Source organism: Castellaniella defragrans (assembly GCF_014203015.1).
Taxonomy (GTDB): Bacteria; Pseudomonadota; Gammaproteobacteria; order Burkholderiales; family Burkholderiaceae_B; genus Castellaniella; species Castellaniella defragrans.
This window is the reverse complement of sequence record NZ_JACHIB010000020.1, coordinates 26,852-40,087: the sequence shown is the minus strand read 5'-3', so window position 1 is coordinate 40,087 and position 13,236 is coordinate 26,852. Positions and strand designations below refer to the sequence as shown.

The following is a 13,236-nucleotide window of genomic DNA, read 5'->3' as shown; positions in this document are numbered from 1 at the left end:
GGAATGCTTCATGAAAAACAGTTGTGTGCTCGTCACCGGCGCCACCAAGGGCATCGGCTGGGCCGTCAGCCAGCGCCTGGCCGACCAGGGCTGTCACGTCGTCGGCCTGGCGCGGCACGTGGCCGACATCGATTTTCCCGGCTACCTGTACGCTTGCGACCTGGCCAACGCCGGCGAGACCGAGGAACTGCTGCGCGTCATCCGCGAAAAGTACCCGGTCGACGCGGTGGTGAACTGCGTCGGGCCCGCGATGCCCGAACCTCTGGGCGAGGTCGATCTGGCCTCGCTCTACCAGGCCTTCGACCTGAACGTGCGCGTGGCCGTCCAGGCGGTGCAGACCTTCGTGCCGGGCATGAAGGCGCGCAAGTCCGGCCGCATCGTCAATCTGTGCGGGCGCGTGGTGCATGGCCAGGCCGGGCACACCAGCTATGCGGCGGCCAAGAGCGCGCTGCTGGGCTGTACCCGCACCTGGGCGCTGGAATTGGCGCCCTACGGCGTCACGGTCAACGCGGTCTCGCCCGGGCCGGTGGAAACCGGCCTGTTCCGCGCCGAATGCCCGGTCGGCAGCGATGCCGAAAAAGCCGTGCTGGCCACCATCCCCATGGGGCGCCTGGCCCAGGCCGACGAGGTCGCGGCCGCCGTGGTGTTCCTGCTGGGCGACGGGGCGGCCTTCATCACCGGCCAGGAAATCGGCGTGGACGGCGGCGGCAGCCTGGCGGGCCGCTGATGGCCAAGGCGCGCACCCTGTTCCTCTGCTCGGACTGCGGCGGCACCTCCGCCAAGTGGGAAGGCCGCTGCCCGCATTGCGGCGCCTGGAACACGCTGCAGGAAACCCGCGAATCGCCGGCGGGATCCTCCGGCCACCGCTACGCGCCGCTGGCCGCCTCCACTCCGGTGCGCCGCCTGTCCGACATCGAGGCGCGCGAGCAGGCCCGCAACCCCACCGGCATCGAGGAATTCGACCGCGTGCTGGGCGGCGGCCTGGTGGCCGGCGCGGTGGTGCTGATCGGCGGCGACCCGGGGATCGGCAAATCGACCCTGCTGCTGCAGGCGCTGGCCAGCCTGTCCGAACGCGGCCCGGTGCTCTACGTCACGGGCGAGGAATCCGCCGAGCAGGTCGCCCTGCGCGCCCAGCGCCTGGGCGTGTCGGGCGACGGCGTGGACCTGCTGGCCGAGATCCGCCTGGAGCAGATCACCCAGGCCCTGGTCGAGCGCCGGCCCGGCGTGGCAGTCATCGATTCCATCCAGACCCTCTATTCCGGCGAGCTGACCGCCGCGCCCGGCTCGGTGTCGCAGGTGCGCGAATGCGCCGCCCAGCTCACCCGCATCGCCAAGCAGACCGGCGTCACCCTGATCCTGATCGGCCACGTCACCAAGGACGGCGCGCTGGCCGGCCCGCGCGTGCTGGAGCACATCGTCGACACCGTCCTGTACTTCGAGGGCGACACCCATTCCTCGTTCCGCCTGGTGCGGGCCATCAAGAACCGCTTCGGCGCTGTCAACGAACTGGGCGTGTTCGCCATGACCGACCGCGGCCTGCGCGGGGTGAGCAATCCGTCCGCGCTGTTCCTGGCGGGACACTCGCGCGAGGTCGCCGGCTCCTGCGTCATGGCCACCCAGGAAGGCACCCGTCCGCTGCTGGTCGAAGTCCAGGCCCTGGTGGACACGGCCCACGTGCCCAATCCGCGCCGCCTGTCCGTGGGCCTGGAAAGCAGCCGCCTGGCCATGCTGCTGGCCGTGCTGCACCGCCACGCGGGGATCGCCACCTACGATCAGGACGTCTTCGTCAACGCCGTGGGCGGCGTGCGCATCATGGAGCCGGCCGCCGACCTGGCCGTGGCCCTGGCGATCCTGTCGTCCATGCGCGACCGGCCGCTGCCGGCCGGCCTGCTGGCCTTCGGCGAGATCGGCCTGGCGGGCGAGATCCGCCCGGCCCCGCGCGGCCAGGAACGCCTGCGCGAGGCCGCCAAGCTGGGCTTCGGCCTGGCCGTCGTGCCGCGCGCCAATCTGCCGCGCCAGCCCATCGAGGGCCTGCGCATCCAGGCCGTCGACCGCGTCGAGGACGTGCTCGGCGTGCTGTCCTGAAAGGCGCGCGATGGACGGGCTCTGGCTGATTCCCGCCTGCCTCGCGGCGGGCGGCCTGATCGGGTTCTCCGGCGGGGTGCTGGGCATCGGCGGCGGCCTGTTCGCAATCCCGCTGCTGGGGCTGGTCCTGGGCTACGAGCAGCAGGCCGCCCAGGGGACGGCGCTGATCATGGTGCTGCCGGCCATTCTGCTCACCCTGCGCAAATACCATCAGCACGCGCCCATCGACTGGCGCTCGGCGGCGGCGGGGGCGTGCAGCTCGATCCTGTGCACCTGGATCGGCGCGCGGATCGCCCTGGGCCTGGACCCCTGGCTGCTGCGCCGCATCTACGCCGGCTTCGTGTTCCTGATCGCGCTGTTCTATTTCCGCGAGAGCCTGGGGCGCCGCGCGCGGCCCCGCCCGGCCGCCTTCTACCGCGAGGTCGGCCAGGTGCGCAAGCGCTGGTATTTCTGCGTCGGCGTCTTCGCCGGGCTGACCGGCGGGATCTTCGGCGTGGGCGGCGCGGTGCTGGCGGTGCCGTTCCTGACCGCGTTCTTCCACCTGCGCCAGACCTCGGCCCAGGCGGTGGCGCTGGCGATGATCGTACCGGGCACCTGCGTGGCCCTGGCCACCTACGCCTGGCACGGCCAGGCGCATGGGCTGGTGGGCATTCCCCTGGCGGCCGGCAGCCTGCTGTGCGTGCCTTACGGCGTGCGCCTGGCCTATGCGCTGCCCGAGGCGCGCCTGAAGCTGATCTTCGCCTGCATGCTGCTGGTGATCATGGGACTGCTGCTGATGCGGGGATGAGACCGGGCACGGAACAGTCCCTGCGGACTGTTCCGTGCCGGTCGAATCCGAGCGGCATGCAGGCCGCGAGGTGGAGAGATGCCTCATGCCAAGACACACCCAGCCGATCAAATCCAAGGAGAGATGAACGATGAATTGCACTCCACCGGGCTGGGCAGCGCATCGTTTCCCAGGCGGCGCCTTCTGCGTGCCCGCGCGCTTCGCCGGACAGGCCGATGCGGGCTGGTTCGACGCGCGCCGGCCCGATGCCGCGCCGGTGGGCGAGGGCGGCCGCCAGGCCGCCTGGTTCGTCGACGGCGTCCACGGCCCCGCCGTCCTGCGCCACTACCGGCGCGGCGGCCTGCGCGCCCGGCTGGGCGGCCGCGAATCCTACCTGTGGCTGGGCGCATCCCGCGTGCGGGCCTATGCCGAGGTCCGGGTGCTGGACCATCTGCGCCGGGCCGGACTGCGCGTGCCCGAACCGCTGGGCGCGGCGTACTGGCGCCCGGGCGCTTCCCCGTTCTACCGCAACGCCATCCTGATCGCCCGGATCGCGGGGGCGCAGGCCCTGGCGGGCCGCCTGGACCGGGCCGATCCCGCCGCCGTCGCCCAGGCCATCGCCGCCATGCACGCGGCCGGCGTCTGGCACGCGGACCTGAACGCCTACAACATCCTGTTCGACGCCGACGATCAAGTCTGGCTGATCGACTTCGACCGCGCGCGCCTGGGTGTGGTATCCCCGGGACAGGCGGAAAAAAACCGGTTGCGCCTGCGTCGGTCTTTGGTTAAGGTAGCCGGCGCGCGCGGAGCGCAGTGGTGGGATGCGTTATCCCGTTGTTTTCCTCCATGCTAGGGGCCCATGCCATGAAAATCGGCACCGTACACACCCTGTTGGCCGCCGCCGCGCTGATCGCCGCGGTTCCGGCGTCCGCACAGGATCGCGTCGTCAACGTCTACAACTGGGCCGAATACACCGCGCCCGACACCCTCTCCGGTTTCGAGAAGGCCACCGGCATCAAGATCCGCTACGACGTCTACGACACCAACGACACGCTGCAGGCCAAGCTGCTGACGGGCAAGTCGGGCTACGACGTGGTCGTGCCGTCCACGCACTATGCCGCCCGCCAGATCCAGGGCGGCCTGTTCCAGAAGCTGGACCGCTCCAAGATCCCCAACTGGCAGTACCTGGACCCCGACCTGATGGCCCTGGTGGCCACCGTCGATCCCGGCAACCAGTACCTGATCCCCTGGGGCTACGGCACCAACGGCCTGGGCTACAACGTCACCCAGGTGCGCGAGCTCATGGGCCAGGACGCGCCCCTGAATTCCTGGGACATGCTGTTCAAGCCGGAAAACGCGGCCAAGCTGCAGTCCTGCGGCATCTCCATCCTGGACGAGGCCGCGCAGGTCTTCCCGGCCGCGCTGCACTACCTGGGCAAGGATCCCAACAGCAGCGATCCCAAGGACTACGAGGCCGCGCTGGCCCTGCTGAAGACCATCCGGCCCTACGTGCGCCAGTTCAGCTCCTCGGGCTACATCGACGAGCTGGCCTCGGGCGGCCTGTGCATGGTCTACGGCTTCTCGGGCGACGTGATGATCGCCTCGTCGCGCGCGAAGGAAGCCAAGAAGTCCTACGCCATCGACTACGTCATCCCCGACGGCGGGGCGCCGGTCTGGTTCGACACCATGGCCATCCCCAAGAGCGCCGAGCACGTGGACGAGGCGCACGCCTTCATCAACTACATCGAGACGCCGCAGGTGCACGCGGCCATCACCAACACCATGTACTACCCCAACGCCAACAAGGAGGCGCGCAAGTACGTGGTCGAGGAAGTCGCGAGCAACCCCATGATCTACCCCTCGCCCGAGGTCTCGCGCACCCTGTTCGTCATCAAGCCGCAGCCCCTGAACATCCTGCGCCTGCAGACGCAGATGTGGGCGCAGCTCAAGACCGGGCGCTGAAGGCGATGCAGGATCCGCGCGGCATGCCTCGCCAGGGCGAGGCCGACGACTTCGTGCGCATGGACGACGTCGTCAAGATCTTCGGCGACACGGTGGCCGTGAAGTCCGTCTCCCTGTCGGTGCGGCGCCACGAGATCTTCGCCCTGCTGGGCAGCTCGGGCTGCGGAAAGTCCACCCTGCTGCGCATGCTGGCGGGCTTCGAGGAGCCCACCTCCGGGCGCATCATCCTGGACGACGAGGACATCACGGCCCTGCCGCCGCACCGGCGGCCGGTCAACATGATGTTCCAGTCCTATGCGCTCTTTCCGCACATGTCGGTCGAGGCCAACGTGGCCTTCGGCCTGAAGCAGGAAGGCGTGCCGCGCCAGGAGATCCACGAGCGCGTGTTCGAGGCCCTGGATCTGGTGCAGATGGCCGGCTACGCGCGCCGCCGCCCGCACCAGCTCTCCGGCGGCCAGCAGCAGCGCGTGGCGCTGGCGCGCAGCCTGGTCAAGCGGCCCAAGCTGCTGCTGCTCGACGAGCCCATGTCGGCGCTGGACAAGCAGATCCGCCAGGCCACCCAGATCGAGCTGGTGAAGATCCTGGGCCAGGTCGGCGTCACCTGCATCATGGTCACCCACGACCAGGAAGAGGCCATGACCATGGCCAGCCGCCTGGCCGTCATGACCGAGGGCCAGATCGTCCAGTGCGGCACGCCGCACGACGTCTACACCTTTCCCAATTCCCGCTTCGTCGCCGGCTTCATCGGATCGACCAATCTGTTCACCGGCACCATCGTGGTGGACGAGCCCGACCACGTGCTGATCGAGACCGACGCGCTGTCGCGCCCGCTGTACGTCAGCCACGGCATCAGCGAGCCCCTGGGCATGGAAGTCCACGTCTCCATCCGGCCCGAGCAGATCCGCGTCGGCCGCCAGGTCCCCGAGGCCGAATCCAACTGGGGCCACGGCATGGTGTCGCACGTCGCCTGGATGGGCAGCTATGCCCGCTACCAGATCCGCCTGGATGCCGGCCAGACCATCGAGGCCAGCGTGCCCAGCCTGGACTGGAGCCAGTCCGACGCGCCCGGCGTGGACGAGGAAGTCTACGTCACCTGGTCCCACGACGCCGGCACCGTGCTGGCCTCCTGACGGCTGTCCGTCCTCCGCCTTCATCGACCCCTGCGCCCGGAGCCGCCGATGCATCTGAAACTTCCCGGCCACCGCCCCAGCGCCCGGCAATTCGCCATCGGCGTGCCCTACGCCTGGCTGGCGCTGTTCCTGCTGGTGCCCTTCCTGCTGGTGCTGAAGATCAGCTTTTCCGACCTGCAGTTCGGCATCCCGCCCTACACGCCCATCGCCACCCTGCAGGACCAGACCCTGACGCTGGCGCTGCACCTGCGCGGCTACGTGCTGCTGTTCACCGACAGCCTGTACGCCGCCGTGTACCTGAACTCGGTGAAGATGGCCCTGGTCACCACCGTCTGCTGCGCGCTGATCGGCTATCCCATGGCCTACCACATCGCCCGCGCGCGGCCGGAGATCCGCAACCTGCTGCTGCTGGGCGTGATCCTGCCGTTCTGGACCTCGCTGCTGCTGCGCGTCTATGCCTGGGTCGGCATCCTGCGCAACGACGGGCTGCTGAATCACCTGCTGATGGGCCTGGGGCTGACCGACGCGCCGCTGGAAATCTACCGCACCGACCTGGCCGTCTACATCGGCCTGGTCTACGCCTACCTGCCGTTCTTCATCCTGCCGCTGTACGCCAACCTGGTGAAGCTGGACTACCGCCTGCTGGAAGCCGCCTACGACCTGGGCGCGCGGCCCTGGAGCGCCTTCCTGCGGATCACGCTGCCGCTGTCCATGCCCGGCGTGGTGGCGGGCGCCATGCTGGTGTTCATTCCGTCGGTGGGCGAATACGTCATCCCTGAAATGCTGGGCGGGGCCAACACCCTGATGATGGGGCGCGTGATGTGGAACGAATTCTTCAACAACGCCGACTGGCCGATGGCGGCGGCCGTCACCTGCGTGATGGTCCTGCTGCTGCTCGTGCCCCTGTCCATCTTCCAGTACAACCAGGCCCGCCAGCTGGGAGCGCGGACATGAAGCGCGGCGGCGGCTGGTTCCGCTTCCTCACGCTGGTGGTCGGCTACGGCTTCCTGTACGTGCCCATCGCCTGCCTGATGGTGTTCTCCTTCAACGACTCCACGCTGATGACCTCGTGGTCGGGCTTCTCGCTGCGCTGGTACGCGGAACTGTTCCAGGACCAGGCGCTGCTGTCGGCGGCGAAGCTCTCGCTCGCCATCGCCACCCTGACCGCCACCGCGGCGGTGGCGGTCGGCACCTGGGCCGGCTACGTGCTGGCGCGCATGGGGCGGTTCCGCGGCTTCGGCCTGTACATCGGCATGCTCAGCGCCCCGCTGGTCATGCCCGAGGTCGTGCTGGGCATTTCGCTGCTGCTGATGTTCGTGGAAATGTCCAAGGTGTTCGGCTGGCCCGACGGCAACGGCATGTTCACCATCTGGGTGGGCCACGTGACCCTGTGCACGGCCTACGTCGCCGTCATCATCCAGTCGCGCGTGCGCGACCTGGACCGCTCGCTGGAAGAGGCCGCCCTGGACCTGGGCGCCTCGCCGCTGCGGGTGTTCTTCCAGATCACGCTGCCCCTGATCGCCCCGGCCCTGCTGGCCGCGTGGCTGCTGTCCTTCACCCTGTCGCTGGACGACGTGGTGGTGGCATCCTTCCTGTCCGGCCCGGGCTACACGACCCTGCCGCTGGAAGTCTTTTCCCGCGTGCGCCTGGGCCTGAAACCCGAGATCAACGCCCTGGCGACCCTGTTCATGGTCGCCGTGGGGATCGTCGTGGTGGCGGTCAACCGCATGCAGATCCAGGCGGCGAAGCGGGCGGGGTAGGGGGCTGACGGCCCTCTGATGGCGACATATTCTGTCGCCCGCATGCGGACAATGAAAGCTCATCACAGGAGCTTTTCATGTCGCGTATCGCCAGCCCCAAAAAAAGCCGGATCAAGATCGGGAGCGCCCGTCCGGAGCGTTCCCTGGATCGTCAGACGCACCTCTGGATGCTGCGCATCCTGGTGCCCTTGCAGGGCCATCGCAAATTCATCGACAAGGACCGCCTTTATGACGATGACATCGCGCGTGCTCTGGGCCTGGATGACTGGGTCGATATGGACGAAGAGGACTTCGACCCCAAGACCGTCTTGCGGTTGCTGCGCGAACAGCATGAGGCGGCTGAGCAAGAACAGGCCGAGCAGGACGAGGACGACAGTCCTCTGCGTCGCAACCTGGATCGCCTGGCGCCCTTGATGGGGCTGACCGCGGCCGAGCGGACCATCCTGGAATTCACGGCATTGCTGGCCAATAACTCGCTGCTGGGCGAAACCATGGAATTGCTGGGCAATGCCCTGAGTCCGAGCCGCATGTATCGTGTCCTGGGCTCCTTGCTGGAGCACGCGCCGGCCGATATCCAGGCCGTGCTGTCGTCCAAAGGACGCCTGGTCCGCAGCGGCCTCTTGTCCGTCTCCTGGTCGCTGGGCTCCAAATACGATAAAAGTTCTTTCTCGTTCGTCTCGGATCAGTTTGCCGCCACGCTGATCTCGCGCGATGCGGAACCTGTCGAGTTGCTGGAAGGTGTCGTATCCATGCCGCCCGCACCGGAACTGTCGTTGAACGACTATGTTCACGTGCAGCCCTGGCTGGACACCCTGATTCCCTATCTGCGCCAGGCCCTGGCGCACCGACGTCCCGGCGTGAATGTCTTGCTGCATGGCCGCCCGGGCACCGGCAAGACCCAGTTGTCCCGCCTGCTGGCCCAGATGCTGGACGCATCGCCTTTCGAGGTCTGCATCGAGGACGAGGACGGTGACGCCATCGGCGGCGACAAGCGTCTGCGCGCCTACCGGACCGCACAGTGCGTATTCGCACGCAGCCCCCGGCCTGTGCTGGTGTTCGACGAAGCCGAAGACGTGTTTGCGGGGGCGGGCCGATTCCTGGTGTCCCGTGGCAGTGCCCATATGCAGATCAGCAAGGCCTGGATCAATCGCCTGCTGGAGGAAAATCCCGTCCCGACCCTCTGGATCAGCAATTCGGTGGCCTGCATCGATCCGGCCTACCTGCGCCGCTTCGATCTGGTCATCGAAATCCCCGTGCCGGCCCGCCGGCAGCGGGCGGAACTGATCGAATCCGCCGTTGGGGATTTTTTGACATCCCGGGCCAAGGCACGCCTGTCCGCCATCGAGCAGTTGCCGCCGGCTTTGCTGACTCGAGCTGTTGATGTCGTGCATCTGGCGCAATCCGATCCGGCGGGCGCTGCCGCGCACGCCGACACCGGCGCGGTCATCGAGCGTCTGATCGGCGGCACATTGAAAGCCTGTGGCCAGGATGCGCTGCTGCGGGCGTCAGCCGCCGATCTGCCCGACACCTACGACCCCGCATTGTCCTGCGCGGATGCCGACCTGCCGTCCCTGGTCCAGGGGCTGGCGCGTGTGGAATCCGCGCGCCTGTGCCTGTACGGCCCGCCCGGCACCGGCAAGACCGCCTGGGCGCAGTGGCTGGCGCGCGAATTGGACAAGCCGCTGCTGGTACGCCGCGCGTCCGATCTGCTGTCCATGTGGGTGGGTCAAAGCGAAAAACAGATCGCCGAGGCCTTCGAGTCCGCCCAGCGGGACGGTGCGATCCTGCTGATCGACGAGGTCGACAGTTTCCTGCAGGACCGCCGGGGGGCCAGCCGGTCCTGGGAAATCACCCAGGTCAATGAAATGCTGACGCAAATGGAATCCTTCACCGGGGTTTTCATCGCCTCCACCAATCTGATGGACAACCTGGATGAGGCGGCATTGCGCCGGTTCGACCTGAAGGTCCGGTTTCATTATCTGAGGCCGGAGCAGGCACGGGCCTTGTATCAGCGGCACAGCAAGGCGATGGGTTTGCTGGAACCGAGCGAGTCCGTCTGGCGGGTGCTGGATGGAATGCGCATGCTGGCTCCGGGGGATTTCGCCGTCATCGCGCGTCAGCACCGGTTCAAGCCCTTTGCGGATCATGTGGGGGTGTTGGGGGCTTTGCGGATGGAGATGGATTTGAAGCCGGATGCCGGGAAGAGGGGGATTGGGTTTGTTTGAAGAACTTGTCGTTTGTGTTTGATATCGATAATTATCAGGGGGCGATTCCTGATGTCGCTTGACAAGCCTCGTCCCTCATTCTTCAAACAATTCCGAATGCGTGCCGGTCCGCACGAAGATGACGGCATGGCCATCCGCCCGGTAGATCAGCAGGAAATCGCCGCCAATATGGCATTCCCTGTGGTCGGCCCACTCGCCCTTGAGCGGGTGGTCCCGCCATTCGGGGCCCAGCGGCGCATCGTCCGCGATGAGCAGCAGCATTGCGTCCTTCAGGCGTGTCAGATCGTAGCGGCCCGAGTGGGAAAGACGTTCCCAATCCTTGAGAAAAGCCCGGGTGTGGTCGCACGTCCTCGGAGGCCTGGCCCGCTTGCTGTCAGCTGGCTTTTTCGAGGTCATCGATCAGCGTGTCCGCGGAACTGAACCGTGCTGCACGGGACTGTGCGATGGCGCGGGCTTCTTCCATGGCCGCGCGTGTGGCCGCGTTGGGCACCTTCAGTTCGAGCGGGAAAGCCTGATCGTTGACCACGCGCTTGAGCAGGATGCGTACCGCGTCGGAGACGGACAGCCCCATCGCCGCCAGTGCTTCGCTGGCCTGCGTCTTGATTTCCTCGTCCACCCGGACGTGCAGCATCGTGGAATGGGCCATGAGCCGATCCTCCCTTTCCATGGATTCTGTATCTCCATTGAGATACTGTCAAGCCGCCAGAGAGCGGATGCCATGATGTGCGATACCGGGGGTACCAGCGATGCCGAGGATACCGGCGATGCCCCCCTCACACCCCCAACCCCCACACCGCCAGGCTGAACAGCCCCGCCGACAGCAGCATGCTGGCCGGGAAGGTCAGCAGCCAGGCCAGCAGGATGATGCGCACGGTGCCGTTGTGCAGGCCGCTGCGGTTGGCGACCATGGTGCCGGCCACGCCCGAGGACAGCACCTGGGTGGTGGAGACCGGCAGGCTGAAGATGTTGGCCACGCCGATGGCGACGACGGCGGTGGTCTGGGCGGCCATGCCCTGGGCGTAGGTCATCCCCTGCCGGCCGATCTTTTCGCCCACGGTCAGTACCACGCGGCGCCAGCCCAGCATGGTGCCGGCGCCCAGGGCCAGCGCGACGGCGACGATCACCCACAGCGGCGCGTATTCCGTCGTGGCGGTCAGGTCGGCGCGCAGGCGCCGCAGATCGGCTTTTTCGCTGAGGGACAGCGCGTCCAGGCCGGCCACCTTGCGGGCGGTGTCGTCCAGGCAGAGCAGGTAGCGGCGCAGGCGCACGCGCGCGTCGGGCGGCAGGTCGTCATAGACGCGCACGCCGTCCAGGCTGCGGCGCACCGCCCGGATGACGCTCATCGTATCCTGGGGATCGCAGTGGGCCGTCTGGGGCGGATCGGTGCGCAGCGGCCGCTTGAGCGCCAGGTAGTCGCCCAGCGTATCCGCGTTGCGCTGGTAGAAGTCGCCCAGGTGGGCGGCGGCGTCGACGGTGCGCTGGACCTGGTAGGGCGTGCTGGCCGGATCCAGCACGAACTTGGCCGGGACGATGCCGATGAGCACCAGCATGATCAGGCCGATGCCTTTCTGCCCGTCGTTGGAACCGTGCACGAAGCTCACGCACATCGCCGACAGCACCAGCACCAGCCGGTTCCAGAAGGGCGGGTGCTTCTTGTTGTCGATGGCGCGGCGCTGCTCGGGCGTCTTGTGCATCTTCGAGCCGGCGAACAGCCTCTTCAGGCCGAGCAGCAGCAGCGCCGCGACGATGAAGCCGGCCACGGGCGAGATGATCAGCGACAGGCCGATGTCGATGGCCTTGCCCCAGTTCACGCCGATGCCCACGGGCAGGCCGGTCAGCAGGGCGTTGGCCAGGCCCACGCCCAGGATCGCGCCGATCAGCGTATGCGAGCTGGACGCGGGGATGCCGAAATACCAGGTGCCGAGGTTCCAGACGATGGCGGCGGCCAGCATGGAGAACGCCATGGCCAGGCTGCGCCCGCTGTCCAGGTTGAGCAGCAGCTCCACGGGCAGCAGGTGGACGATGGCGTAGGCCACCCCCACGCCGCCGAGCAGCACGCCCAGGAAGTTGCAGATGCCCGAGAAGAGCACCGCCAGGTGCGGCGGCATGGCCTTGGTGTAGATGACCGTGGCGACGGCATTGGCGGTGTCGTGGAAGCCGTTGATGAATTCAAAGACCAGGACGAGGGCCAGCGCCAGGACCAGGCTGAGCCCGACCGAAAGGGGCAAGCCGGAGAATAGGTCGAGCATGATGGAGGAACGTTCGGGAGACGCGGAATTATTGCAAATTTGCGAAAAAAAGTTTGAATACCCCTTTTTCCGCATTCCCTTCGGCGGCCGTGCGGCCGTTTCCACCCGCGCCGGCGGACCGTTCCCCGCCGGAGGGTCAGTCCGCGCGCCGCCCGTGCAGGTCTTCGTACGCCAGCCGCACCACCTCCGTGCCGTAGCGCCGGTCGAGCCGCCGGATGATGAAGTGCCCCCGCGCCATGTCCTGGAAGTGGTCGATGAACAGGGTGTTGATCAGGGCGCCGCCCGCCGCGCCCAGGGCGGGGATGGCCTGGGCGGCGGCCTTTTCGGTGATCTGGATGCCGAAGCGCTCGGCCACCATCGTGATCAGGCGCATCAGGGCGGGCGGGGCGGCTTTCTCGACGGCGACGCTGCCGGCGGCGTATTCCGCGGCCTGGCTGATGGCGCGCGCCAGCGCCGCGCGCACCACGTAGTAGCCGCTTTCCGCGCCGTCGTCGGCCGCGCTCTTGCCGCCCAGGGCGAAGACTTCCAGGCAGGCGAGCCGGGTGCCGGGATCGGCCAGCGATTCGCCTTCGCTGCGGGCAATGTCGGCGATCGAGCGCATCATGATCGTGGTGGAGATCGGCAGTTCCACCGCCAGGCCGGGCAGGCCGAAGAAGCCGCCCACGCCGCCGGTGGCGGCCGCGCCCACCTTGTGCCACCAGTTCGAGCTGCGGTCGCGGGGCTTGTCGTCCATCGTGAAGAGGGCGGCGTCGGCGGCCTTGCTCAGCGCCAGCCGGGTGACCTGGCCGATCTGGGCGCTCCAGCCTTCGGGCAGCCGGTCCAGGACTTTCTCGATGGGCGTGCCGACCAGGTTCGTCATGCGCGCGGCCAGGCCCGGGTTTTCAAGCAGGGCGTGGGCCTGGCGCAGGGCGTCGAGGTCGGCTGGGGAGAAGGGCGTGACGTTCATCGGAAAACTCCTGGAGACAATGGGAACGGAGCCATGATCGGACCGGTACGCGACAGAATATGACGCCAGGGCTTTGTCGTCACACTGATTCTATGAATCGCGCCGTGCATGTC

At 67.7% G+C, this 13,236-nt stretch carries 13 protein-coding genes; 9 read left to right on the top strand and 4 right to left on the bottom strand.

The genetic code is table 11. From position 1 onward, the window contains the following. Positions 1-10: 10 nt before the first annotated feature. The 9 genes from HNR28_RS15675 (at position 11) to HNR28_RS15635 (ending at position 9,928) form a co-directional block, all read left to right on the top strand. Positions 11-727, top strand: coding sequence for an SDR family oxidoreductase (locus HNR28_RS15675; RefSeq protein ID WP_043683367.1), 717 nt, complete (start codon positions 11-13; stop codon positions 725-727). After that, the gene (radA, locus tag HNR28_RS15670; protein WP_151024113.1) at positions 727-2,085 is read left to right on the top strand and encodes a DNA repair protein RadA; all 1,359 of its coding nucleotides are present in this window, start codon (positions 727-729) and stop codon (positions 2,083-2,085) included. Before HNR28_RS15675 ends, radA begins: the two co-directional genes overlap by 1 nt. Before the next feature lie 10 nt (positions 2,086-2,095). Further along, complete coding sequence (locus tag HNR28_RS15665) at positions 2,096-2,872, top strand: sulfite exporter TauE/SafE family protein (RefSeq protein WP_043683362.1); 777 nt, start codon at positions 2,096-2,098, stop codon at positions 2,870-2,872. 130 nt (positions 2,873-3,002) lie between these two features. Then, the gene (locus tag HNR28_RS15660) at positions 3,003-3,704 is read left to right on the top strand and encodes a 3-deoxy-D-manno-octulosonic acid kinase (protein WP_151024112.1); all 702 of its coding nucleotides are present in this window, start codon (positions 3,003-3,005) and stop codon (positions 3,702-3,704) included. Positions 3,705-3,715: 11 nt separating this feature from the next. Beyond that, positions 3,716-4,813, top strand: coding sequence for a polyamine ABC transporter substrate-binding protein (locus HNR28_RS15655; protein ID WP_043683360.1), 1,098 nt, complete (start codon positions 3,716-3,718; stop codon positions 4,811-4,813). A 5-nt stretch (positions 4,814-4,818) separates the two neighbouring features. Then, positions 4,819-5,943, top strand: a complete 1,125-nt coding sequence (locus HNR28_RS15650; RefSeq protein WP_151024116.1) for an ABC transporter ATP-binding protein — start codon at positions 4,819-4,821, stop codon at positions 5,941-5,943. A gap of 48 nt (positions 5,944-5,991) precedes the next feature. Beyond that, positions 5,992-6,897, top strand: a complete 906-nt coding sequence (locus HNR28_RS15645) for an ABC transporter permease subunit (protein WP_151024111.1) — start codon at positions 5,992-5,994, stop codon at positions 6,895-6,897. Beyond that, complete coding sequence (locus HNR28_RS15640) at positions 6,894-7,703, top strand: ABC transporter permease subunit (protein WP_043683353.1); 810 nt, start codon at positions 6,894-6,896, stop codon at positions 7,701-7,703. The genes HNR28_RS15645 and HNR28_RS15640 overlap by 4 nt, the downstream gene beginning before the upstream one ends. Positions 7,704-7,780: 77 nt before the next feature. Beyond that, positions 7,781-9,928, top strand: coding sequence for an AAA family ATPase (locus HNR28_RS15635; protein ID WP_151024110.1), 2,148 nt, complete (start codon positions 7,781-7,783; stop codon positions 9,926-9,928). A gap of 75 nt (positions 9,929-10,003) precedes the next feature. Here HNR28_RS15635 and HNR28_RS15630 read toward each other — a convergent pair whose 3' ends face one another. The 4 genes from HNR28_RS15630 to HNR28_RS15615 all read right to left on the bottom strand — a co-directional run bounded on the left by HNR28_RS15630 (position 10,004) and on the right by HNR28_RS15615 (position 13,123). After that, a complete protein-coding gene (locus HNR28_RS15630; protein ID WP_151024109.1) occupies positions 10,004-10,324 on the bottom strand; it encodes a type II toxin-antitoxin system YafQ family toxin in 321 nt (106 codons plus the stop codon). Further along, complete coding sequence (locus HNR28_RS15625) at positions 10,302-10,574, bottom strand: type II toxin-antitoxin system RelB/DinJ family antitoxin (protein ID WP_151024108.1); 273 nt, start codon at positions 10,572-10,574, stop codon at positions 10,302-10,304. The genes HNR28_RS15630 and HNR28_RS15625 overlap by 23 nt, the downstream gene beginning before the upstream one ends. Positions 10,575-10,701: 127 nt before the next feature. Then, positions 10,702-12,177 (bottom strand): inorganic phosphate transporter, encoded by a 1,476-nt coding sequence (locus HNR28_RS15620; protein WP_151024107.1) that lies wholly within the window; start codon positions 12,175-12,177, stop codon positions 10,702-10,704. Positions 12,178-12,313: 136 nt separating this feature from the next. Then, a complete protein-coding gene (locus HNR28_RS15615; protein ID WP_043683344.1) occupies positions 12,314-13,123 on the bottom strand; it encodes an EcsC family protein in 810 nt (269 codons plus the stop codon). Positions 13,124-13,236: the final 113 nt, after the last annotated feature.

Bases quoted from the DNA above. Each gene is read 5' to 3' on its own strand.
- HNR28_RS15675 (WP_043683367.1), top strand. From the start codon at position 11: ATGAAAAACAGTTGTGTGCTCGTCACCGGCGCCACCAAGGGCATCGGC.
- radA (WP_151024113.1), top strand. From the start codon at position 727: ATGGCCAAGGCGCGCACCCTGTTCCTCTGCTCGGACTGCGGCGGCACC.
- HNR28_RS15665 (WP_043683362.1), top strand. From the start codon at position 2,096: ATGGACGGGCTCTGGCTGATTCCCGCCTGCCTCGCGGCGGGCGGCCTG.
- HNR28_RS15660 (WP_151024112.1), top strand. From the start codon at position 3,003: ATGAATTGCACTCCACCGGGCTGGGCAGCGCATCGTTTCCCAGGCGGC.
- HNR28_RS15655 (WP_043683360.1), top strand. From the start codon at position 3,716: ATGAAAATCGGCACCGTACACACCCTGTTGGCCGCCGCCGCGCTGATC.
- HNR28_RS15650 (WP_151024116.1), top strand. From the start codon at position 4,819: ATGCAGGATCCGCGCGGCATGCCTCGCCAGGGCGAGGCCGACGACTTC.
- HNR28_RS15645 (WP_151024111.1), top strand. From the start codon at position 5,992: ATGCATCTGAAACTTCCCGGCCACCGCCCCAGCGCCCGGCAATTCGCC.
- HNR28_RS15640 (WP_043683353.1), top strand. From the start codon at position 6,894: ATGAAGCGCGGCGGCGGCTGGTTCCGCTTCCTCACGCTGGTGGTCGGC.
- HNR28_RS15635 (WP_151024110.1), top strand. From the start codon at position 7,781: ATGTCGCGTATCGCCAGCCCCAAAAAAAGCCGGATCAAGATCGGGAGC.
- HNR28_RS15630 (WP_151024109.1), bottom strand. From the start codon at position 10,324: ATGACCTCGAAAAAGCCAGCTGACAGCAAGCGGGCCAGGCCTCCGAGG.
- HNR28_RS15625 (WP_151024108.1), bottom strand. From the start codon at position 10,574: ATGGCCCATTCCACGATGCTGCACGTCCGGGTGGACGAGGAAATCAAG.
- HNR28_RS15620 (WP_151024107.1), bottom strand. From the start codon at position 12,177: ATGCTCGACCTATTCTCCGGCTTGCCCCTTTCGGTCGGGCTCAGCCTG.
- HNR28_RS15615 (WP_043683344.1), bottom strand. From the start codon at position 13,123: ATGAACGTCACGCCCTTCTCCCCAGCCGACCTCGACGCCCTGCGCCAG.